The sequence below is a fragment of the Acinetobacter sp. TSRC1-2 genome, from assembly GCF_049895885.1.
Taxonomy (GTDB): Bacteria; Pseudomonadota; Gammaproteobacteria; order Pseudomonadales; family Moraxellaceae; genus Acinetobacter.
Genome location: NZ_JAFCTF010000001.1, coordinates 109575 through 133573 on the forward strand (window position 1 = coordinate 109575; position 23999 = coordinate 133573).

A 23999-nucleotide genomic window follows, 5' to 3' on the forward strand; every position below is an offset into this window, starting at 1 on the left:
CCCCATCCCCTTTTAAGGTATACAGAATTATGAATTTCCAACAATTAAGAATTATTCGAGAAACCGTTAGACAAAATTTTAATTTAACTGAAGCTTCAGCAGCACTTTATACATCCCAATCGGGGGTGAGTAAACACATTAAAGATTTAGAAGATGAACTGGGTGTGCAACTGTTTATCCGTAAAGGTAAACGTTTGTTAGGTTTAACTGAGCCGGGTCAGTCTTTGCTGGGTATTGTTGAACGCATGCTGGTCGATGCAGACAACATTAAACGTCTTGCAGATGACTTTAACCGTGTCGATGAAGGCACGCTCACGATCGCAACTACACATACTCAAGCACGTTATGTGTTACCGCCGATTGTAAATCAATTTAAAAAAGAATTTCCAAAAGTACATTTGATTTTACAACAGGCAAGTCCGGTTGAAATTACTGAAATGCTACTTCAGGGCGAAGCGGATATCGGTATTGCAACCGAATCTTTAACCACTGAAGATAACCTTGCAAGTGTGCCTTTTTACACTTGGCAACACAGTATTCTCACCCCACAAAATCATCCGCTAGCCAGCAAAACCGATATTACTTTAGAAGACTTGGCGCAATACCCGCTTATTACTTATCATGGCGGTTTCACTGGCCGTTCAAAAATTGATAAAGCCTTTGACGAAGCAGGAATTGATGTTGATATTGTGATGTCAGCACTTGATGCCGACGTTATCAAAACCTATGTTGAACTGAATATGGGTGTCGGTATTGTCAATAATGTCGCTTATGATGCAGAACGTGACTACCGTTTAAAACAAATCCCAACTGATATTTTTGGAGTGAATACCACCTGGATTGCTGTACGTAAAGGTCATTTACTTCGCGGCTACGGTTATGAGTTTATTTCACTCTGCTCACCAGAAGCGGATATTAAAGCCCTAAAAAGATTGGCTTATCCAGAAGATTAAAAATCACATAATTATTTAGATCAGGGATATCATAATATCCCTTTTTTAATTTTAATTAACTGTTTCTATTAGACTTCTTTCACCAATCATTTTTTGATCAATACAAATCGTTCGTAAAGCTAAAATAAAAAAATAAATTTTAGAAAGCCTGAGATTCATGAGTGTGGCATGGGTGCCACATGTTTTCCATCCTTGCGCTGCATTTTAAAGCAGTGCATTAAAACTTGCTCAGGATGTCGTTTATGGGGAGAAAGGTTTTTCTTGCAGGGACTCAAAATATATTTTGAGATCCTCATTTTGACCTTTCAAAAGTTGAGGTAATGCCTATGCAAAGGCATAAGAATTGAATCAATAAACTGAGGCAGTGCTGGTTTTAAAGAATCGAATATTGAACATTTTTTGATATATGCAAGTTATCTATTTTATTACTTATCAGTCATATAAAGATTTTTATCCATTAAAAAATTAAAGCATAAATAATCTTAAATTAGGCTTGCTCATTCTGAATAAAACAACATAAAGTATTCATACTGAATAAAAAAAATTCAAATACCGAGTGAGCCAACAGGTTTTACACACAAAATACATAAACAAAATCATCATTTAATTTGGAGTTATCCCTGAAAGCTTCGGCCTTTGGCAGCAGTGTCTGCATTTTTTTTGCCTACGCAAGTATTTTCCGCAGCACTTGAAACGCCAAACCAAAGTATTGCTCTATTTTTAGAACCCAACAATTATGCTGAATTTTCAACTGTCATTATTGATGCTCATATTTCAGAAAATACCTATCGGCCTGAAGCGAACAATCCCGCGATATATACCAAAACCTCTACCCAAGATTTCGTGAATCACTTTTATCTGTCCAATGCGGCCTTAAAATTACAGCTCGATTCCAATTGGTCCGTAGGTCTAATTTATGACTAACCTTTTGGTACGGATGTCAGTTAGGTTTTAGATCCTATTGCCACAAGTCCAAATAATTTACAATGCAGTACGCTTTAAATTAGATAGCAACAATCTCACGGCTCTTGTCGGCTACCAGCCAAGTCATATCGGGGACATAAAAAAAGATTCCGGCGAGTGGTTGGCTTACTGGGAGAAGTGATTAACGACTTGAATATGCACTTAAAACCTTTCTGACTTATCGTTCTAAAATTCGACATACGCAACAATTTCATAAGCAAGAAAGCACAGTTTCAATTATCCCTTTATTCAATTTAGCATCCGACCAAAACACGGCTATAGAAACCCCTCAATCCGTTAACCCTGAGTTTCAATCTGACATAACGGCTAATAATTTAATTTATGGATCAGCACATTGGGTCAATTGGCAAAATTTTAAAATTGTTTCACCCTTGATGAGTTCAAATAGCGATGCGCCTGTCCCTTTAGTGGGTTATCAAACAGATCAATCGAGCACCACTTTAGGTATTGCCCATGTCTTTAATAACAAATTCACCTCAACGATGGATATGGGACTAGATTCAGCTAGTGGTAATCCTGCTTCTACGCTGAGTCATACAGAAGGTTTTTATAGTTTTGGTTTGGGGAATTTCTATAACGTTTACGCAGATTTATTTATTGCTAGCGGCATAAAATACTTAAAATTTAATAAAGCCAAGATTTAACAAGATCAAAATGGTTCAGGCAGTTTGTTTGGGCCTTTAGCTTTGGTAAACCATAATGATTCATTTGCTTATGGCATCAAACTGGGTTATCGCTTTTAATTAAAGGGATGGAATTTTTAAAACTAATCTTCCGAAATTAATTTTTCGAACTTAATCTTCGAAAACAAAAAACGAGCCGAAGCTCGTTTTTTTAAAGAATGGTAACTTTAAATTACCAGTGGTAGCTAACACCTAGTTTAGCGACAGGTAACCATTCATATTCATCATCTTGTTCAATATTACGTTCATGTTCAGCTAATAAAGCTTGGTCTGCAAGTGTACCACCAACACCTGTTAAGCTTGCTTTTGGATTGCCAGTATAGTAAGCGCCGACTTCACCGAACACACCCCAGTTTTTATTGATTTTTGGAGCGAAACCCAAACCTAGGTATGGAGCAATATCATTTTCATATGACACATTACCATTTACCGAACTAAAGCTAGTCGGATTGCCATCAATTTCAATTGTGCCTGAGCCGGTTCTAGAGTTTAGCTCGTATTCATTATCTAGATAACCTACACCTGCAGCCATATAGAAAGCTTGTGCCCAACGGTTTTCACTTGCACCCCAAGGACGAATTTCTGCATTTAAATATGCAAGTTTGTTATCCATATCAACGTCATATTTTACGCCATCTACAGATAAATCATCAGACCAAGAAATGTCACCACCGTTATAACCAAGCGCTAAACCTACGTATGGGTTTGCAGTCCAAAGTAACGCACCACCATAACCTGTTGTACCTACTTCAGCACGAACACCAGTTGGAATAAGTTGATTGCGATCAAATGCATAACCATCTTGTATTACTGCATCGTCAGCCATCGCTGTACCAGCAATAGCAGTCAATACAGCTGCTGCTAAAATCGTACTTAAAGTTTTCATCGTGTCTCTCCTCAAAATAGGCTTATTTCATCATTAATGTTTTTTTCGTATTTAAACTATAAAATATAAAGAGTTTATGTTTTATTCAAGATTTGCTTACTTTTGTTAAATTTTGATACAAATGCTATTCATCATTGATTAATAATAATTATTTTTATATGAAATTTTATATTATTCGATTAAATCGATATATTTAGCTTAATAAGATATTGCATTATTCACTGTATTGTTTGCGTTGTGTTAACGCATGGATACTTTACAAACCTCTCAAATAAGCCCCTGGCATTTTGATTAGCAAAGCCATTTATGGATCTTTAATAATTAATTCCGATCTAAAGTCACTTTTTCATCTATTTTTATCTCAATATAGTGTAAAATCTTGGAAAATTTTTTTTGGAAATGGAAGATCATGTCTCAGCTTTCAACAATCATTGAACAGGCTTTTGAAGATCGTGCAAATTTTACAGCGGCTGATTGCCCTGCTGAAGTTCGTAGTGCTGTAGAAGAAGCTATTGCCGGCTTAGATAACGGCTCACTTCGTGTAGCTGAAAAAATTGATGGTGAGTGGATTGTTCACCAATGGCTTAAAAAAGCAGTTTTATTATCTTTTAAATTAAACGATAACAAAGCCATTGAGTCTGGTGATCTTCGTTTCTACGATAAAGTAGATACTAAGTTTGGCGATTGGACTGAAGAACAGTTTAAAGCTGCTGGCGTGCGTGTTGTTCCACCTGCAGTTGCACGTAAAGGCAGCTTCCAGGCTAAGAATGTTGTATTGATGCCATCTTATGTCAACATTGGTGCATATGTGGACGAAGGTACAATGGTTGACACATGGGCAACTGTAGGTTCATGTGCACAAATTGGTAAAAATGTGCATTTGTCTGGCGGTGTAGGTATTGGTGGCGTTCTTGAGCCATTACAAGCAAACCCAACGATTATTGAAGACAACTGCTTCATTGGTGCACGTTCTGAAATCGTTGAAGGCGTGATTGTTGAAGAAGGTTCTGTGATTTCAATGGGCGTATTCATTGGTCAATCGACTAAAATCTTTGACCGTGCAACTGGTGAAATTCACTATGGTCGTGTACCAGCAGGCTCTGTAGTCGTTTCTGGTAGCCTTCCTTCTAAAGATGGTACTTGCAACTTATATGCTGCAATCATCGTGAAAAAAGTTGATGCGAAAACGCGTGCAAAAACCAGCTTGAACGATTTATTACGCGAAGATTAAGTCTTTAATTTACACGGAACATTTGTGTTCCTCGGAGCTTTAGTCGCTCCTCGTCTCTACGGTCAGACATGATCGTAGAGATTTTTGTTTTTTGTACTCTCTTGTTTTTTGATGCGGTAATTTTTTGTTATGAATACTCTTCGATCTTCTGCTATTCCTGTTTCTGATCCGTCTGCGGGTTTACGCATCACGGAGATTTTCTATTCATTACAAGGTGAAGCCAACGCTGCGGGTTTACCGACGGTGTTTATTCGTTTAACCGGTTGCCCTTTACGCTGCACTTATTGTGATACCACTTATTCTTTTGAAGGTGGCGAACGTCAATCATTAGACGACATTATTAAAACGACGCTAGATTTTAAAACCCCCTATATTTGCGTAACGGGTGGTGAGCCGCTTGCTCAGCCAAATGCCCTACCTCTAATGCAACGTTTAGCCGATCTGGGCTGTGAGGTCTCACTTGAGACCAGTGGTGCTTTAGATGTGTCTAAAGTCGATCCGCGCATTTCCAAAGTACTCGATTTAAAAACCCCAACTTCTGGTGAAGTTGCACGAAATTTGCTTAGTAATCTTGATCACTTAACTCAGCACGACCAAATCAAGTTTGTGATTTGTAATCGTGAGGACTATGAATGGTCAAAACAGCAAGTTGAACAATACAAACTTGCCGACAAGGTCAGCACCGTGTGGTTCTCTCCTGCATTTGCAGTTGAAAAAGGTGTGGTTCGTTTGCCTCAACTTGCGCGTGATTTAGCACAATGGATTTTAGAAGACCATCTCCCGGTTCGTTTCCAGTTGCAATTGCATAAATTACTCTGGAACGATGAAACTGGTCGTTAATTTTTCTATTCTTGAATACCTATATTTGTTTGGAGATTTGGATATGCGCTCTCGTGCCATAGTTTTGTTATCTGGCGGCTTGGACTCAACAACTTGTTTGGCTTGGGCGCAAGCACGTTATGAATGTATTGCCATCAGTTTTATGTATGGTCAACGTTCTACCACTGAACTTGATGCTGCTAGAGCATTAACACAGCGTGCGGGAGTAGAACATCGTGTCATTAATATTGATTTAGGTAACCTCGGTGGCTCTGCGTTAACAGACCATAGCATTGATGTTCCAGATCATGAACAAGAAGGTATTCCTGTAACTTATGTTCCAGCACGTAACACAATATTTCTGTCTTATGCGCTCGCTGCCGCAGAAGTGTTTGGTGCAGAAGCGATTGTAATTGGTATCAATGCCGTTGATTATTCAGGATATCCTGACTGTCGACCTGAATTTATTGATGCTTTTGAACGCATGGCCCGTCTTGCAACCAAGGTTGGTGTGGAAGGCAAACCTCTAAAATTTGAAACACCTCTGTTACATTTATCCAAAGCAAATATTATTCGCTTAGGTATAGAACATGGCGTAGACTACAGTCAAACGGTGTCTTGCTACCAAGCAGACGACCAAGGACGTGCTTGTGGCAAATGCGATAGTTGCCGTTTACGCAAACAAGGTTTTGCTGATGCAGGTATCGCAGATTCAACACGTTATATACCGTCATAACAGGGTAACAATACATGAAAAATTTGAAATCAAACATTATTCTTTCTACATTAGTTTCTGCTGTAGCATTCATGGCAACTGCTTCAAATGCTGCAGAAACAAACAAGCTCCAAGAAGCTTATAAAAGCACTAATGTAAAATCTGCTTTAATTAATGTTTGTAAAGATGAAACAGGCAAAAGCAAAAAATTATCAGCTGCAGAAGTAAGTAAATACTGTACTTGTGCGGTTGAAGCGGACGGTAAATTGACCAATGCTCAAAAATGGGAAATTCAAAGTACCGTGAACCAAAAGAAAAGCCCTGCAACTTTAGCTTTTGTTCAAAAACAAAATAAAGATCTTCAAGCTTGTTTTGGTCCACAACTTACAGGCAAGCTTAAAAGCTTAACTGAAGAAGCAATGAAATCTGCTCAACAACCTAAAAAGTAACTTCATTTAGATTCAATAAAAGCCTGCAATTGCAGGCTTTTTATTATTGAAAATTTACATCGCGGACTTCAGCATAAGTATGCATAAATTCGCTATCATGGCAGCATAAATTCAAGATCAATATGACAAATTCGACTTAATAAGGATCAAGACATGTCTGATATTAGCCTACTCAATCAAAGCTTCCCTACGACCACGGGTGAAATTAATCTGACTGAAATTCTGAATGAATGGCTAATTGTGTATTTTTATCCGAAGGATTCAACCCCGGGCTGTACCACGCAAGCGATAGGTTTTTCATGTCTAAAAGATCAATTTGATGCATTAAACACGACTATTCTGGGTATTTCACGCGACTCTGTTAAAGCGCATCAGAACTTTACCGAAAAGCAGAATCTGAGCATCAATCTCATTAGCGACAAAGAAGAAGTACTGTGTAAGCACTTTGACGTGATTAAAGAAAAAAACATGTATGGCAAACAAGTGATGGGTATTGAACGCTCAACCTTTATTTTCCATAATGGCAAATTAGTCAAAGAATACCGTAAAGTTAAAGCTGCAGGTCATGCAGAACAAGTATTAGAAGACTTAAAAGCCCTACAAGCAGCTTAATAGCCTTATTACTGAATTTATAAAAGCCCAAAGCTTTGGGCTTTTATCTCACTTCTTTTTTTGCGGTCTTTTATAACCAAAAATCTTAATTTACCTTTTGCTCAGGTTTTTAAATGCAGATAATAACAAGCGTGCACCACAGCAGATAAATTAAAAAAAGACCTATAAAAAGATCTTTTTAAACACCAGAAAATGCAATTTTAGTTCACTTCACATTGACCCGAAAGCTGAAGATTTACTTTTTCCCCTACGCCTCCAATACCTTTTCTCATACCAAAATCACTACGGTTAATCACTGCAGATGCTTGAACATCGAGTAAGTTGACATTAGAGAGATTAGGTTTAAACGTCGTTACAAAAGTCACTGGCTTGGTCACACCACGCAAGGTTAAATGTCCTAAAACATTATATTTACCATTTCCCAATTCTTTAAATTGGATACTCTTAAATCTTACAGTTTTATATTTTGCTGCATAAAAAAGGTCTTCGCCCAAAATCATCTGTTTCAGCAAGGGTTTATTAAAGCTCAAACTATCGACATCCATAATCAGATGTGTCGAAGCATTTTGCGGTGCTTTAGCATCAAACTCCATGCTCGATTGAACTTGATTAAATTTAGCTTTGACCACCGTAAGCCCCATCGACTTGATCTCGAAACCAACATTACTTTGAGGTGTTAAAACCCAGGATTGTGCAAAGGACTGACTGATCAAAGCTGAACCCATTGCTACGATAACAAGTCCATTTTTTATTGTTGTTTTCAAATTTAAATCCACCTTTTCTGATTGCTTATTGATCGGATTTAGACATGTGGTCCATCCTTAGATTAAATTTGTTTTAAATTTTCGAATTTGTATTTTAGTTATTTTTATATCAGTTTATTGGGGTTTTTGTAAAATCATTAATGACTAATGGAAAAAATACTCGACATTATTTCTCTATAAGAATTGGCTCAATATAGTATTGTTAATCTAAGAGTACTGTAGAAACTTTTTATTTTTAAAAACTTTAACTCTAAAACGCCACCTTTCATTTTAAGCTGACTAAGAAGTTTAAAACCTGTCATTAGCTTGAAAGTATAGTAATCTATATCACTCTAACAATAAAACGATTACGCAAAAACGTAAAATACCAGGAATTAAAAAAGACTTTAAACCGGTTGTTTAAATGCATGAATTATCTTATTTGCCATTGCCCATTTACTTCAATATTCACTTTTTCCCCTATCCCACCAAATGCTTTTTTCATTCCAAAATCACTGCGGTTCACTACGGCTTTAGATTCGACATCCAAAAGCTGTGGATCGGCTGTATTTGGTTTTAAAACCGTATTTAGAGTTACAGGCTGGGTAATACCGCGCAAGGTTAAATCGCCTTTTATACTGTAATGATTGTTGCCTAAGGCTATAAATTCATGACTATTAAAAGTCGCTGTTGGATATTTTTCTGCATAAAACAAATCCTCACCCAAAATCATGTTTCTCAGTGAAGGCTTGCTAAAACTTAGGCTATTTATGTCCAATACAAACTGTGCCGAGGCATTTTCTAGGACTTGGGGATCAAAGCTCATACTGGATTGAACCTGCTCAAATTTTCCTTTCACGATAGAAAAACCCATCGAGCGGATGTCAAAACCGACATAAGTTTGTGATGTCAGCCTCCATTGCTGTGCATTTGTTTGAGCTACGATATTTAAACTTAATGTCCCAGCAATTAAGAGACTTTTGATTGTGGTCTGGATATTCATCTTATCCACTCCTAGATCGTTGCAATTTCTTGCCCCGACTTAAAAGCTTACTTAAGATTGTTCCAGATTGGTTTTATCTTGTGTGAGGTATTTGTGCTGCAATTGTTGGTAAGTAGACGTGTTCTGAAATTTCTGTAAAAACTCGCTGGTTCCCCATGGAAAAGCAGATTCAATAATTTCGCCACGATAATAGGCTTCACGCAACGGGGTCGCTGAAATTGCCCCAACCAAGCTGGCAAGTTCTACCATCTCCCACTCGGGGAAAAGTTGTAGATAGTATGAGGATTCATCCTTAAAATGACCAATTAAACCGACTTTGTCGTTCGGTTGAACCACTTCAGCTACCAGGGTTTTAACCAGTTTTTGCCACTTTTCATCGTCATACACATCAGCCACATAAACAAACTTAATTCGCTTTTGGTCTGCTGCTGAAAAGTTGGACAAAATCATCTGTTCACGTTCAGAAGCACTAAACGGATTTTTAATATTACGTTCATTCTGTGCAGATCCGAGTGCCAAAATCACATACTGACTTTGTTCCAAGGCAATTTTAATCGTTTGCATATGTGCCAGATGAAAAGGCTGAAAGCGACCAATGAAAACAAGATAATCAAATGTATAGTTCATAACAGATCAAATTTTTTATGACTCGTGAGTTGTGTCGCACAAATAAATATGCGACATAATAAACGCCATAAAATTAAATTAAGTTTTAAAGCAAGGATAGTACGATGACACTGAGCTGTATTCAACAACCTCATGAACATTTGGATGCGAATTTAGAAAATGGCGTACTAACTTTAGCCATTAATCGACCAAAAGCAAAAAATGCATTATATGGCGAATTGTATCTCTGGATTGCCAAAGCTTTAGATGAAGCTGATCAAGAGAAAGATGTGCGTGTGGTGATTTTACGCGGTGCGGATGCAGATTTCAGCGCGGGTAATGACATGCAGGACTTCATGCAGTTTATTCAGACTCCACTTGCCGGGAAAGCTGGTGATGCACCTCCATTTGTAGTATTAAAATCTGCTGCGAAATTTTCCAAGCCATTGATTGCAGCGGTTCGTGGTGTCGCCATTGGTATTGGGGTCACACTTTTACTTCATGCCGACCTTGTCTATAGTGATAACACTGCCCTATTCCAGATTCCATTTGTAAGCTTGGGTCTTTCTCCTGAAGGGGCTTCGAGCAAGTTACTTATTCAACAGGCGGGTTACCACAAAGCAGCAGAGTTGCTATTTACGGCACAAAAATTTAACAGTGAAAAAGCACTGAGTGCAGGTTTAGTGAATAGCATCGAAGAAGATGTGTATGCGACTGCATTGAAACAGGCGCAGACTTTAGCTGCACTGCCATTGGCTTCGATTAAGCAAACCAAAGTTTTAATGAAACATAATCTGCAAGAAATTTTAGACTGTGTGGATGATGAAGCTGAAATCTTTATGAAGCGTGTCTCTTCACCAGAAATGGCTGAAGCGGTGGCTGCATTTATGCAAAAGCGTAAACCGGATTTTGCACAATTTAATTAATTGTTTTCCATCTTTAAATACACAACCACTGCATGGTGACATTGTTCAGTGGTTTTATGTTTTTTAATAGATCTAAATTTCAAGCTTTAAAATTTGAGTAAATAAAAATGACTGATTCAAACGAAAACCAAACTGAAAAGAAACGTTATTTTGAGCCAGCCCCAACAGATATTGATGTTGAAAACTTTAAGAAAGTTGTGCAGAGCCGTCGTTCTGTACGTAAATTTACTAAAAAAACCATTCCTGCCGAAGTACTGGATGATTGTTTAGACCTTGCCTTGCTTGCACCAAACTCATCAAATCTGCAGCCGTGGACCTTTTATGTGGTGCAAAACCCTGCCAAAAAGAAACAGCTGGTGAAGGCCTGTTTAAGTCAATTGGCGGCAAAAACAGCTTCAGAACTGATTGTTTGTGTGGCACGTACCGACCGTATTGATGAAATGGCGAAAATGAACATTTCTGAGTTTCCATTTCCTGAAGCGCCTGCTGCTGTGCAGAAATATTACAAGTTTATTCCGTATAATTATAAAACGGGTTATTTCAATGCCTTGGGTAACTTTAAGAAAGTTGCTTTCAAAGTTGCACGTACACTGGATAAGCAATTGCCAGTGACTGCTTTTAACCCGGCAGATGCAAAACTTTGGGCAAGCAAAACCACAGCTTTGGCTTGTGAAAATCTGGTTTTGGCTTTAAGAGCTTATGGTTTTGACAGTTGCATGATGGAAGGTTTTGATGAACCGATGGTCAATAAAATTTTAAATCTGAATGATCAGCAATATCCTGTAATGGTCATTGCTGCAGGTGAACGCGCTGTTGATGGTGTGTTCTTCCCGCAATACCGTTTTGACCGTGATTTATTTATTCAGAAGATTTGATTTTAATTTAGAATTGGCACAGCCTGATACGCTTGCCATAACTCACTTTAAATTTGCGTAGGCATAGATATTACTTTGAAGGCTCAAAGTAACCAAAACCCTTTGCTAGACAGAAGGCTTATCCCTGAATCTCTGTCTAACGGGTGACGTCCATGTCACCCTTTCGCGTATCAGAATATTCTTCTGTGGCAACTTAATATTTAATATCCTTACCTGTGCCCTGATTCCTGCCAAACATCACGGCGTAAAAGTCGGAGCGCGGCATAATCCCGGATCTCCGTTTATGAATGGAACGGTGGATGGTAAAGATGTCTTTATCCCCTTGGACTGGATTATTGGCGGTTCAAAAAATATTGGTAAAGGTTGGCGAATGCTGATGGAATGTCTGGCAGTGGGTCGGGGTATTTCCTTGCCTGCCTTATCGACTGCGGTCAGTGAAATGACTTATCTATCTGTGGGTGCTTTTGCCAAAATCCGCCAGCAATTCAAAATTTCAGTGGGTAAATTTGAAGGTGTGCAAGAAGCCACTAGTGATATTGCCAGTGATACTTACATGTTGGAAGCTTTCCGTTATTTGGTCACCTGTGGTTTAAACCAAGGCGGCAAACCTGCTGTGATGACGGCAATGGCAAAATACTATGCCACTGAAACCATGCGCCGCGTGGTGAATCACGGGATGGATGTGGTTGGCGGTCGTGCCGTGCAAATGGGGCCACGTAATTTCCTAGCCTTGTACTATCAGGCTATTCCCGTCTCCATTACCGTTGAAGGCGCCAATATTTTAAGTCGTTCCTTAATGATTTTTGGTCAGGGTTCTATGCGTTGTCATCCTTATTTATTTGAGGAATTACAACTGCTTCAAGCGGAAGATAAAAACACAGCCCTGAATACCTTTAACGAGATGCTATTTAAACACTTAGGCTATACCTTTAACCGTACCGCGCGTTCGTTTGCTTATGGATATATTGGTGGATCGTCCGATGCACCCAAAAGTGCCGATGAATTTACCCGTCCCTATTACAAAATTATTAATCGTTTAAGTGCCAACTTTTCACTGACTGCCGACATGTGTTTGGGTCTACTTGCAGGTGACATTAAACGCAAAGAAATGCTTTCCGGACGTTTGGCAGATATTCATGCCAACCTGTTTATTAGTACCGCCATTCTTAAATATTATGAACATGGTAAAAAAACTGAGGCTGAACAGGTTCATGCAAAACTGGCACTGGAAAAATCCCTGTTTAATGCTCAAGAAGCCTTTTATGGTCTGTTTGATAACTTCCCTGTCGGCATTGCGGCTGGCCTAGTCAAGTTTATCTGTTTCCCGCTAGGTCGCCCTGTTAAAAAACCAAGCGATGCTTTGAAACAACAGGCTGGCAATATCATTATGCAGGATAATGCTTTCCGAAATGCACTGAAAAAGCATGTGTTCTATAACACAGTCGAAGATGATGTCACGGGTCGCATGGAGTCGACCTTTAACATGCTGCTTGAGTTAGAACCGCTGTGGGACAAGTTCAAGAAAGCGGAATCTAAAGGTCAATTTATAGGTTTAACCTTTGATGAACGTCTTGCAAATGCGGTAGAAACAGGTTTTATCACTCAACAGGAAGCATCCAGTCTACTGACCTATAATGCAAAACGTTACGATAGCATGCTGACCGATGTTTTTGATTCTGAACTTGATCAAGCTTTGGAACTGGAGAATCCTTATAATGATGAGGAGGAATCCGCGCCTATGCCTGATCCCAAGCAGCAAGAACCGTTAGCACCTTAAGAATTTCGGAAATAAAAAACGGCTGAGAAGCCGTTTTTTCATAATTACTATAAAAATAGGCACGAATGATAGGTCGAACCGCGGTACTGTTTAAAAGCCTATAAATTTCAAAGCAAAATTTTGATAAATTTACTTAGATAGTGACTAGGGTAAACAGCCATCTTCCTCATCTAATAGATGACCTTTACGCAATAAAAACCAATCAAGATACCCCAAACTTCGAGTTTGATATTGAAAATCCAAATATGCAATTCGTAAGTTTTGATTTTTTAAAGGAAGTATCCTCTCCTCTTTATCTTGGATCTACTCAAATTGCTCGATTTAAAAGGACAAATAGTTTTTATTATTTTTACGAAAAAATTTTCAAAGATTAAATCAAATGACTAGCGACATGGATGTCGCACATTTGGCAAAGATACAAGAATGTATCTTCTGCCAAATAAAAGGGTTTTGTTACGTTTTCCCTGTCAAAAGTAAATCCCGTTATAAGAAAAACCACCTCACGGTGGCTTTTTCAATCTAAAAATTAAGAGCTTTGGAGTAAATAGTTACTGATCAAGAACAACATTTGTAGCCCAACAACTGCCATAAAAAACATCCAGCCTTTCTTACGTAAAGTCGCTTTATCAACATTTGTATATGTCACAGTTTTTAGCATTGTGTCACCTCACTTAGAGATTCAATCCTGAACTTATATGTAGTGAACCATCTTTCTTCTATATTGCATCAAAATTGTGCATAAAACACACTAATTACCTTTCACTCCAATATAAAAGCAAAATCCAAACCAAGTCCAGCGGGAGAAATAAAAAATAAATTAAAAATATGTACAAAATAAAAAAGCCACCCGAAGGTGGCTTTTTCAGCATCTTAGGGAAGATTAACCAATGAACTTACGTGCATTGCGGAACATGCGTAACCATGCACCATCTTCAGTCCATTCTTCAGGTTTCCAAGAATGCTGAACTGCACGGAAATTACGTTCAGGGTGCGGCATCATAATCGTTGCACGACCATCTTGCGAGGTCACACCCGTAATCGCTTCCGGTGAACCATTCGGGTTCAATGGATATTGCTGTGTAGGATTACCGAAGCTGTCTACATAACGCAAGCTAACTTGATTACCTGCATTTAGCGCAGCAATTTTGTCACTACTTGCAACGACACGACCTTCACCATGTGCAACTGCGATTGGCAAAATCGAACCTTCCATACCGTCTAACAAAATCGAGTTAGACTTTTCAACACGTACGTTCACAGCACGCGCTTCAAACATTTCAGAAGTATTGCGATGGAAACGTGGCCAAGCATCAGCACCCGGAATCAGTGGAGCCAATTGAGATAACATTTGACAACCATTACAGATACCCAATGAGAAAGTTTCATCACGGTTAAAGAATTTTTCAAATTGATCACGAAGTTTAGGGTTGAATAGAACCGATTTAGCCCACCCCCCCCCTGCGCCCATGACGTCACCGTAAGAGAAACCGCCACAAGTCACTAAACCTTCAAAGTCATCAAGATCAATACGACCCGCAATCAAATCACTCATGTGAACATCAACAGTATTGAAACCAACTTTGTCGAATGCTGCAGCCATTTCAATATGACCGTTTACGCCTTGTTCACGCAAGATCACCATATTTGGACGACGTGAATGAATAAACGGCGCTTCAACAGGTTCATTCAAGTCAAATGTCGGCTGTGCAATGATGCCTTTGTGGTTCTTGTCTGTAATTAAAGCAAACTCAGAATCCGCAGTTTCGACGTTGTCACGTAAGCGCTGGATTTGGTGAGACACTTCAGTCCAAGCCACTTGCAAGTCGCTACGTTCAAGTACCAAACCATTGATAGACAATTGATCGGTATTGTTTACACGACCAACAACGCTAATTGCATCTTTTAATACCGATTCAGCAACTTCAGCTTGTAACGCTTCCCAATCGCTTGTCGCGATTTGAAGTACCGCACCAATTTCTTCCGCAAATAAAGCTTCAGTCGATTGATCTTCAAGCGCTACACCCAAACGTGACGCGAACATCATCTCTGCAACAGTAGCTAACAAACCACCATCACCGATGTCATGGTAAGCCTTCACTAAGCCGCGGTTGTTCCAGTCTTGAACCAAAGCGAAGAATGCTTTGAAGTCATCGAAGCTGTCTACGTCAGGGGTCACGGAACCAATGGCTTTATAAACCTGAGCAAGGATCGAACCACCTAAACGGAACTGACCTTTAGACAAGTCAATGCGCACCAATACTGAATCTTCATTTTTCAATTCAGGTGTTAATGTTTTACGCACATCACCAACGGGTGCAAATGCAGTAATCACACCTGTCATTGGAGAGGTTACAGATTTGTCTGCGCCTTCATCGTTCCAGGTGGTACGCATAGACAATGAGTCTTTACCCACTGGAATTGCGATACCCAAGGCTGGACACATTTCCATACCGATGGCTTTAACACCTTCAAATAGCGCTTGATCTTCACCTTTTTGACCTGCAGCTGCCATCCAGTTCGCAGACAATTTAATGTCACTGATCTGTTCGATGTTGGCACACATGATGTTTGAAATCGATTCAGCCACAGCCAAACGTGCAGAAGCAGCAGGATTTAACAATGCAACAGGAGGACGTTCACCCATCGCCATTGCTTCGCCTGTGTAACCTACCAGGCTTGTGGTTGTCACTGCAGCATCCGCTACAGGAACTTGCCAACGACCCACCATTTGGTCACGTGCAACCATACCGGTAATCGAACGGTCACCAATGGTGATCAAGAACGATTTAGATGCAACTGTTGGGTTCTTAAGAACACGGTAAATCGCATCTTTTAAATCAATATTTGCAGCAGTGAAGTTATCGCCTTTACGTTCGATGGTCTCGTATGAACGGCTCATGCGAGGTGTACCACCCAGCATCACTTGCATTGGCATATCCACAGCTTTGTTATCAAACAATGGATCTTCAACTGTTAAATGACGTGCTTCAGTCGCTTCACCCAACACTGCAAACGAGCAACGTTCACGCGCACAGATTGATTCAAACAATTCTAATGAAGATGGACGAATGGCCAATACATAACGTTCTTGCGCTTCATTCGACCAGATTTCCATTGGAGACATGCCTGGTTCTAATGAAGGAATCTTACGGAGATTCAATACCGCACCAAGTTCATGATCATTGACAAGTTCAGGCATTGCATTCGATACACCGCCCGCACCGACGTCATGTACAGATACAATTGGGTTGTTATCTTCAAAGCGCCAGCACGTATCAATCACTTCTTGGCAACGGCGTTCCATTTCTGGGTTTTCACGTTGTACAGAAGCGAAGTCCAGGTTTTCACCGAATTTACCGCTATCTACAGAAGATGCTGCACCACCGCCTAAGCCGATCAGCATTGCAGGACCACCGAGAACGATCAATAAGTCGCCCGGTTGAATTGGATCTTTTTCTACATGGTCAGGACGGATGTTACCGTAACCACCGGCAATCATAATTGGCTTGTGGAAACCTTTTACATCGCCATTTACATTTTGTTCGAAAGTACGGAAGTAACCATTTAATGCAGGACGACCAAATTCGTTATTAAACGCAGCACCACCTAAAGGACCATCAATCATGATCTGGAGTGGAGACGCCATACGCGATGGTTTGCCGTAGTTTTCTTCCCAAGGTTGTTCAAAACCAGGAATATTCAAGTTAGACACGGTAAAACCGGTTAAACCCGCTTTTGGTTTACCACCACGACCTGTCGCGCCTTCGTCACGAATTTCACCGCCCGAACCTGTCGCAGCACCGGCAAATGGCGCAATCGCTGTTGGATGGTTGTGGGTTTCCACTTTCATGAGGATGTGAGCCGCTTGGCTCTTGTATTTATAAACGTGGTGACCGTTTTCATCCGGTTTTGGATAGAAACGTTGTGTGTCATAACCCACAATTACAGAAGCGTTATCTTTATAGGCTGACAATACATCGGCAGGAGATTCTTTATAGGTATTTTTAATCATTTGGAACAATGACAGTGGTTGTTTTTCACCATCAATGGTCCATTCTGAACCAAAAATTTTATGACGGCAATGCTCAGAGTTTGCTTGAGCAAACATCATCAGCTCGATGTCGTGCGGGTTACGACCCATCTTGATAAAGGCTTCAGTTAAGTAATCAATTTCTTCATCGGACAATGCAAAACCAAATTCAGAGTTGGCTTTGACCAGTGCTTCTTTACCTTGACCTAAAATATCAATTGAGTTTAAAGGTTTTGGTTCAGTCTCGTTAAATAAAGCAACTGCATCATCAATTTGATTAAAAACGCTTTCAGTCATGCGGTCATGCAATGCCAGTTTCACTTCATTCGATATTTCAGAAATACCCTTTAAAGTAAACAAAACACCGCGTTCAAGGCGGTGTATAGGAGTATTACAATTAGCAAAAATATCAGTCGCTTTAGACGACCATGGAGAGATAGTCCCTAAACGCGGTGTTACAAGAACTTGAATTTCATCACTTGCCGCTTGGCGAACTTCAAAAGACGCACCGTCATTTAATAGTTGTAATGCAGATTGATGCTGCTGCTCGTTGAGCGCTTGATCAAACAGATAAATCCATTGACTTTCAATTGATTGAACAGAACTCATTGACGCTAAACGGTTTAAGAGTTGAGTTTTCTTAAAAGAAGAGTGTGCTGGTGCACCGGCCACGATAAACATGCTGATTTTGGCTCCACGGGCAGGTCTTTTGAACCATACCGCCAATGTGACTTAGAGAGAGCGCATATTCTACTGCGTATTGACCAAATCAGCTAGATAGAAATTCATGAAAGTGTGAGGTATGCCGGACAATTTCTGACAAAAACACCTTAATTATCAGTCAAAAAATGCCATATATCTTTGAATAATTCCTACTTGTGCTATTTCTAAATGATTTCAAATCCTTAATATTCTTATGCTTTAACCTGTTGAAGCATGTCATTAACACTTTAAACTTACATCTAGATGACGTATATCAAGCATAATTTAAAAAAATGTTACATTTTAATTATTTATGAAAAAAATTCTATTATTCGAGCAGGAAATAACAAATAAGCTTATGTATTTTATTAAAAATTTGAGGTTGCAGAAGTCTTTAACAAGGAAAGCTAAATCATGCAAATCATCTATATAAGTAAAAAATTTTTACAATGATGGAGTTCATCAGTTAATTTGATGAACTTATGTTACACTCGCCTTCCCGATACATACAGTTGTTCTTGTCATCAGAACAACTTGCAGATGTTCATCTTTATTGTAAGCAGGAATATATCAATATTATATTCATAGACTTACATACTTATATCTATCTCAATATTTCTGCTCTTCCTGAATTAGAGCCTTAATCTGTCACTCAGTTCTTAGCTTGTTTAAACAAGACTGTGACGCGCTTAAGGAGTCATTATGTTTCAATTCACTAGTACAACCACTGTACTATTGATGGTGCTTTTTTACGGCATAACTTTTTTACTTTCGTTACGGATTAAACGAAAAAATGAAAATGTCGATGGTTACATGGTATCGAATGGTTCCATCGGATTTGGTATGTCAGCCGCAAGCATGACCGCCACCTGGATATGGGCTGCTTCATTCTATGCAGCAGCTTCCTCGGGCTATAAATACGGCGTTTCAGGCGCACTGCACTATGGTTTTTGGGGTGCGCTGATGATTCTATTTATTTATCCTTTTGGTAAGCGTTTTAGGGAACTTGCACCGAATGCCCATACGCTAGCCGAAATTATGCATGCCCGTCATGGCACTCAAAGCCAGCTCATTTTAGCGGGTTCAAATATTGTGGGTAGCATTATTAGTTTGATGGTGAACTTTACTGCGGCGGGCGCACTGGTTGAAATTCTTTCACCTTTAAGCTTTATTCACGGTGTTCTCATTACGGGTATTGGGGTTTTATCCTACACACTCTGGTCAGGTTTCCGCTCTTCTGTGTTTACAGATTTTGGTCAGTTGGTGGCGATGATTGTAGCTGCTGTGATTATTATTCCTGTCATTTTTTATACTTTAGGTGGGCCGACTTTATTCCAAACTGGAGTACACAACTTAAGCGCCGATCAACTGAATTTCTTTTCTAAAGCTGCTTTTCTAGAACAAGGTGCGCCTTTTTTTGTTGCCGTTCTGGCCTATGCTATTGGTAACCAAACTATTGCTCAGCGTTTATTTGCCGTTCGCGAAGATTTGATCAAACCGAGTTTCATTACTGCAACGATTGGTTACGCAGCGATTGTCATTGGATTAGGAATGCTTGGATTATTGGCCTTGTTTGCTGGGGTACAACCGATTGATGGCAATTTAAATAACCTGATTCCACAAATGGCCGCAACCTATCTTTCACCTTTTATGGTGGTATTGCTGTTTATTATGGTGATTGGTGCACTGTCGTCCACAGCAGATTCTGATTTATCTGCTCTTGCGGCCTTGGTCATGACCGATATTTATGGCAAACAAATTGCTAAAAACCGCCCTGATCCTAAGAAAATGCTGTTTATTGGCCGTATGACCATGATTGTAGCCACCATGCTCGGCATCCTGATTGCGACCTTAAAATTCGATATTTTATCAATGTTAATTTTTGTCGGTGCATTATGGGGAGCGATTGTTTTCCCCGTCATTGTCAGTCTGTATTGGAGTAAAGTCACAGCACGTGCCTTTAACTGGGCAGTAGTGCTGGCATTTATCAGTTTCCTGATTGTGCGCTTTGACTGGATTACGATTCAGGGTCTAACTGCTTATGCTTTTGAGTTTATTGCAACTTTAGGCGCTGGCGTAGTTTTCGGTCTGATGAGCTTCGGTTTTTTTGGCAAAAAAGTCGGTTTATGGGTGGGTATTTTGGCCACTCTCGCTTTATTGCCTTGGACCATCGGATTTTTACGTGACTACACCACTTTATTAAGCTCTCTCACCGCTTATGGCACGAGCGCTCTGGTGTGCACTTTCATCACGTTGTTAAATCGAAAAGATCATTTTGATTTTAAAACAATCAATCAGATGGTGATTGAATTTCATCAATTACCTAACAAAAACAAATAAGGAGTTTTATATGAGTACCCAATTTCTAACCTTGTATGTTTTATTTTGGCCACTCGTTGCAACTTGTATTCTTTTTACCTTGTGCACAGCGGTCTATCGCGATACACAAGAAGCAAAAGCGAATGGTGAAGATTTGGTATAATTATTGGACTCACTTAAAAAACAGATCTATTGATCTGTTTTTTTTCTACAACTCTAGAATAAGTACTTTCACTCAAAAATATTTTCCCGACAATTCATGTCGCACTACTCTAGTCTGTTGGAGTTTTTTTTGGCATGATGAATTCGGGTCGTCACTGAATAATGATAAATGGAACAAATGCGTTGGTTAGAACTGCTTTCGACAGTTCGCATTGGTAGTAAAAAGCAGAGTACAGAACAGGCACGTAGCCCCTTCCATAAAGATTATGACCGTATTATTTTTTCGCAAAGTTTTCGACAATTAAACCGTAAAACTCAGGTTCACCCGCTGACCCAACATGATGGCATTCATACCCGTTTAACCCATTCTTTAGAAGTGTCCTGTATTGGTCGCTCTCTCGGCATGCTCGCAGCTGAAAAAATTAAAAACCAACTGCCCGTCTGGATTTCCCCTGCCGATGTCGGTGCCATTATTCAGGCAGCCTGTCTGGCACATGATATTGGCAATCCACCTTTTGGACATGCCGGTGAATATGCCATTCGCGAATGGTTTGATGATGCTTCACATGGTAACTTTTTAGCAAAACTCACGCCCGAAGAACAAGCCGATGTACGCCAATTTGAAGGTAATGCCCAAGGTTTACGTTTATTGACTAAAATTGACTATCACCCGAATGATGGTGGCATGCGCCTGACTTACGCAACATTAGGCGCTTACTTAAAGTACCCATGGCTGTCTAAAACCATTGCCTCACAAGGTGACCGCCCTGCCAGTCAGCGGGCAAAGTTTGGTTGTTATCAGTCTGAAAAAGAAATTCTAAAGCAAATTGCAGAACAGCTTGGTTTAATTCAGCTGGGGGAAAATCACTATTGCCGTCATCCACTGACTTATTTATTAGAAGCTGCAGATGATATTTGTTATGCCCTGATTGATCTGGAAGATGGCATTATTTTAAACATGCTGTCTTATGAAGAAGTGGAACCGATTTTCCTCGACTTAATTGCAGACTATGGCAAGCCTGCCGAGCTGTCCATGCCCACCACCACATGGCAGCAAAAAATTGCCGCTTTACGTGGGCGAGTCATGAAACGACTGGTGGATGAAGTCACCACGGCATTTGCCAAACATCACTATGAAATTTTGTCGGGACAACTCAAGGGCAGCTTATTGCAGTATTGCGCTGAAGATATTGAACGTGGCATTGACCGAGCCAAGAATTTGGCGCGTGACAAAATTTTTGAACATCCGCAAAAAGCCGGTCTGGAAATTATTGCGCATCAAAGTCTGCAAAATATTTTGGATGCCTTTATTCCTCTGACCACGCCGCATAAAACTTTAAGTTTTAAGGAACAGCGATTGATGTCCATGCTGCAACGTGCCGGTGTGAATTTTGAAAGTAATCATTATGAGAATATTATGCAGGTGTTGGACATTATATCTAAATTTTCCGACCATCAGGCTTATAACCTGTCGCAAGAGTTACAAGGCAACAAAGCCGGTTTAATCTAAGTTTTTAAAGATATGCAGGGTATATTTCTGCAAATTTTAACAAATTATTTTTAATAAATTATGCGTGAGCATTTTGCCTTTCCTGCAAATGCTCACTACTATGCAACCCATGACAGATAAGTGACAAATTAAAATGATTGGATGTCTCATTGGTGAAGTGTTTGCTTTAGAAGCACCGACAGTACTTTTAAATGTAAATGGCGTGGGCTATGAAGTGGATACCCCGCTTTCTACATTTTGCCAATTACACAAAGGGCAAAAAGTGACTTTATGGACACATTTAACGGTTCGTGAAGATGCACAATTGCTTTACGGCTTTTTAGATGCGCAAGAGAAAACTATTTTCCGTACCTTACTTAAAGTAAACGGCGTTGGCCCAAAAATGGCACTTGGTATTTTATCGACTTTAAGTATCAATTTATTGATTCATACCGTTGAAAATGAAGACCTGAATACGCTGATTAAAGTTCCGGGTGTTGGGAAAAAAACTGCTGAACGTTTGATGATCGAACTTCGTGACCGTTTTAAAGCCATGTCCTCAGGCAATGTGCCGACCAACTCAACAGCAGCACAAATTCAGTTTACCGGTAATTCGGCTGTGGCAGAAGCGGAAGCGGCTTTACAGTCTTTAGGCTATAAACCTGCTGAAGCACAAAAACTGATTAATGCGGTGAAAGGTGATTATACCGAAGCGGGTGATATTATCCGTGCAGCATTAAAGTCGATGAATCGTTAGAATTAGATATATTTTTCTAATAAATCTAAAAACAGATTTTGATACGTATAGGCGACATGGATGTCGCCAGTTAAACAGGGATACAGGACGTATCCTCTGTTTAACAAAAGGGTTTTGTTACTTTTGCCCTGTCAAAAGTAAGGCATCGCCTACGCGAAAGCAGTGAATATCTTTCATCATTCGCGGCCGTGCAACTAAACGTGGTATTTATGACCATAACGCGACAATCGAATTCACGAAAATAGAACTGACTTAATATGCAAGACCGTCTCATCAGTGGTTCTGAAAAACCCGAAGATCATTTTGATCGTGCCATTCGCCCCACTTCACTGGATGACTATATTGGTCAGCCAGTGGTACGTGAGCAAATGGAGATTTTTATTGGCGCAGCTCGTGGTCGTGGTGAAGCACTCGACCATACCCTCATTTTTGGTCCACCGGGTTTGGGTAAAACTACGCTTGCCAATATTATCGCGCGGGAAATGGGAGGTAATTTAAAATCTACTTCTGGTCCTGTACTGGAACGTGCTGGCGATTTGGCAGCTATGCTGACTAATCTTGAAGAAGGTGATGTTCTCTTTATTGACGAAATTCATCGACTTTCTCCAGTGATTGAAGAAATTCTGTATCCAGCCATGGAAGATTACCAACTTGATATCATGATTGGTGAAGGACCGGGTGCACGTTCGATTAAACTGGATTTACCACCATTTACTTTAGTTGCAGCAACGACACGTGCAGGCTTACTTACCTCTCCACTACGTGACCGTTTTGGTATTGTGCAGCGTTTAGAATTTTATTCGGTTGAAGATTTGACCCATATTGTGTCGCGTTCAGCATTGTTAATGGAAGTTCGAATGACCGGTGATGGCGCAAAAGAAATTGCCCGTCGTGCGCGTGGTACGCCGCGTATTGCTAACCGTTTACTGCGTCGTGTACGTGACTATGCACAAGTCAAAGGCACCGGTGAAGTTAATCAGGATATGGCGCAACGCGCACTGGATATGTTGAAAGTCGATAAAGATGGTTTGGACACTTTAGACCGTCGTTATTTAAGTATGTTGTTAGAGCGTTTTGATGGCGGTCCTGCCGGTGTAGAAGCTTTGGCCGCAGCAATGGCAGAAGATTCAGGTACTTTGGAAGATGTGATTGAACCGTATTTGATTCAGCAAGGTTATGCGATGCGTACTGCTCGTGGGCGTATTGCCACTAATATGGCCTATTTGCAGTTTGGGATGACACCGCCTGAGCCGAAGGATAAATGATTTCTAAAAGCAG

21 protein-coding genes and 1 pseudogene are annotated in these 23999 nt (G+C 39.9%); 16 read left to right on the forward strand and 6 right to left on the reverse strand.

Features of this window, described 5'->3' with window-relative positions:
- Positions 1-29: 29 nt before the first annotated feature.
- From ACP69Y_RS00550 to ACP69Y_RS00560, 3 genes are all read left to right on the forward strand, one after another.
- Positions 30-953, forward strand: a complete 924-nt coding sequence (locus ACP69Y_RS00550; RefSeq protein WP_425915213.1) for a CysB family HTH-type transcriptional regulator — start codon at positions 30-32, stop codon at positions 951-953.
- Between the two features lie 645 nt (positions 954-1598).
- Positions 1599-1877, forward strand: coding sequence for a hypothetical protein (locus ACP69Y_RS00555; protein WP_425915215.1), 279 nt, complete (start codon positions 1599-1601; stop codon positions 1875-1877).
- Positions 1878-2311: 434 nt separating this feature from the next.
- A complete protein-coding gene (locus tag ACP69Y_RS00560; RefSeq protein ID WP_425915217.1) occupies positions 2312-2581 on the forward strand; it encodes a hypothetical protein in 270 nt (89 codons plus the stop codon).
- Positions 2582-2792: 211 nt separating this feature from the next.
- Here ACP69Y_RS00560 and carO read toward each other — a convergent pair whose 3' ends face one another.
- Entirely contained in the window at positions 2793-3506 is a 714-nt protein-coding gene (gene carO / locus ACP69Y_RS00565) for an ornithine uptake porin CarO (RefSeq protein ID WP_425915219.1), read from the reverse strand.
- A 409-nt stretch (positions 3507-3915) separates the two neighbouring features.
- Here carO and dapD point away from each other — a divergent pair, with 409 nt between their 5' ends.
- The 5 genes from dapD (at position 3916) to ACP69Y_RS00590 (ending at position 7332) form a co-directional block, all read left to right on the forward strand.
- Complete coding sequence (gene dapD / locus ACP69Y_RS00570) at positions 3916-4737, forward strand: 2,3,4,5-tetrahydropyridine-2,6-dicarboxylate N-succinyltransferase (protein WP_425915221.1); 822 nt, start codon at positions 3916-3918, stop codon at positions 4735-4737.
- Between the two features lie 129 nt (positions 4738-4866).
- Complete coding sequence (gene queE, locus ACP69Y_RS00575) at positions 4867-5577, forward strand: 7-carboxy-7-deazaguanine synthase QueE (protein WP_425915223.1); 711 nt, start codon at positions 4867-4869, stop codon at positions 5575-5577.
- A gap of 43 nt (positions 5578-5620) precedes the next feature.
- Positions 5621-6292: a 7-cyano-7-deazaguanine synthase QueC gene (queC, locus tag ACP69Y_RS00580; RefSeq protein WP_425915224.1), complete on the forward strand. Its 672-nt coding sequence runs from the start codon at positions 5621-5623 to the stop codon at positions 6290-6292.
- 14 nt (positions 6293-6306) lie between these two features.
- Positions 6307-6720, forward strand: a complete 414-nt coding sequence (locus tag ACP69Y_RS00585; RefSeq protein ID WP_131214851.1) for a hypothetical protein — start codon at positions 6307-6309, stop codon at positions 6718-6720.
- A 153-nt stretch (positions 6721-6873) separates the two neighbouring features.
- Positions 6874-7332 (forward strand): peroxiredoxin, encoded by a 459-nt coding sequence (locus ACP69Y_RS00590; RefSeq protein ID WP_425915227.1) that lies wholly within the window; start codon positions 6874-6876, stop codon positions 7330-7332.
- Positions 7333-7532: 200 nt separating this feature from the next.
- Here the strand turns inward: ACP69Y_RS00590 and ACP69Y_RS00595 are convergent, their stop codons facing one another.
- From ACP69Y_RS00595 to ACP69Y_RS00605, 3 genes are all read right to left on the reverse strand, one after another.
- Complete coding sequence (locus ACP69Y_RS00595; protein ID WP_425915228.1) at positions 7533-8096, reverse strand: YceI family protein; 564 nt, start codon at positions 8094-8096, stop codon at positions 7533-7535.
- Positions 8097-8508: 412 nt separating this feature from the next.
- On the reverse strand, positions 8509-9078 hold the full coding sequence (locus ACP69Y_RS00600) for a YceI family protein (protein ID WP_425915230.1): 570 nt from the start codon (positions 9076-9078) through the stop codon (positions 8509-8511).
- A 51-nt stretch (positions 9079-9129) separates the two neighbouring features.
- Complete coding sequence (locus ACP69Y_RS00605; protein ID WP_425915232.1) at positions 9130-9705, reverse strand: nicotinate-nicotinamide nucleotide adenylyltransferase; 576 nt, start codon at positions 9703-9705, stop codon at positions 9130-9132.
- Between the two features lie 104 nt (positions 9706-9809).
- On the opposite strand from ACP69Y_RS00605, the gene ACP69Y_RS00610 reads away from it, so the two are divergent.
- From ACP69Y_RS00610 to ACP69Y_RS00620, 3 genes and pseudogenes are all read left to right on the forward strand, one after another.
- On the forward strand, positions 9810-10610 hold the full coding sequence (locus ACP69Y_RS00610) for an enoyl-CoA hydratase-related protein (RefSeq protein WP_425915234.1): 801 nt from the start codon (positions 9810-9812) through the stop codon (positions 10608-10610).
- A gap of 107 nt (positions 10611-10717) precedes the next feature.
- Positions 10718-11485: a nitroreductase family protein gene (locus tag ACP69Y_RS00615; RefSeq protein ID WP_425915236.1), complete on the forward strand. Its 768-nt coding sequence runs from the start codon at positions 10718-10720 to the stop codon at positions 11483-11485.
- 208 nt (positions 11486-11693) lie between these two features.
- Positions 11694-13262, forward strand: a pseudogene (locus ACP69Y_RS00620) (acyl-CoA dehydrogenase); the annotation flags it as partial.
- 526 nt (positions 13263-13788) lie between these two features.
- On the opposite strand, the gene ACP69Y_RS00625 reads toward ACP69Y_RS00620, so the two are convergent.
- Together ACP69Y_RS00625 and purL are read right to left on the reverse strand one after the other, a co-directional pair.
- On the reverse strand, positions 13789-13920 hold the full coding sequence (locus tag ACP69Y_RS00625) for a KGW motif small protein (protein ID WP_425915238.1): 132 nt from the start codon (positions 13918-13920) through the stop codon (positions 13789-13791).
- Between the two features lie 222 nt (positions 13921-14142).
- Complete coding sequence (gene purL, locus ACP69Y_RS00630; RefSeq protein ID WP_425915240.1) at positions 14143-17973, reverse strand: phosphoribosylformylglycinamidine synthase; 3831 nt, start codon at positions 17971-17973, stop codon at positions 14143-14145.
- Between the two features lie 723 nt (positions 17974-18696).
- Between purL and ACP69Y_RS00635 the strand changes: the two genes are divergently transcribed.
- The 5 genes from ACP69Y_RS00635 to ruvB all read left to right on the forward strand — a co-directional run bounded on the left by ACP69Y_RS00635 (position 18697) and on the right by ruvB (position 23986).
- On the forward strand, positions 18697-20334 hold the full coding sequence (locus ACP69Y_RS00635) for a sodium:solute symporter family transporter (protein WP_425915242.1): 1638 nt from the start codon (positions 18697-18699) through the stop codon (positions 20332-20334).
- Positions 20335-20344: 10 nt separating this feature from the next.
- Positions 20345-20476 (forward strand): putative transporter small subunit, encoded by a 132-nt coding sequence (locus tag ACP69Y_RS00640; RefSeq protein ID WP_425915244.1) that lies wholly within the window; start codon positions 20345-20347, stop codon positions 20474-20476.
- 168 nt (positions 20477-20644) lie between these two features.
- Positions 20645-21985 carry a deoxyguanosinetriphosphate triphosphohydrolase gene (locus ACP69Y_RS00645; RefSeq protein ID WP_425915246.1) on the forward strand — a complete coding sequence of 447 codons (1341 nt, stop codon included), beginning with the start codon at positions 20645-20647 and terminating at the stop codon, positions 21983-21985.
- Between the two features lie 133 nt (positions 21986-22118).
- Positions 22119-22721: a Holliday junction branch migration protein RuvA gene (ruvA, locus tag ACP69Y_RS00650; RefSeq protein WP_425915248.1), complete on the forward strand. Its 603-nt coding sequence runs from the start codon at positions 22119-22121 to the stop codon at positions 22719-22721.
- A gap of 257 nt (positions 22722-22978) precedes the next feature.
- Positions 22979-23986, forward strand: coding sequence for a Holliday junction branch migration DNA helicase RuvB (gene ruvB, locus ACP69Y_RS00655; RefSeq protein ID WP_425915250.1), 1008 nt, complete (start codon positions 22979-22981; stop codon positions 23984-23986).
- Positions 23987-23999 lie beyond the last annotated feature (13 nt).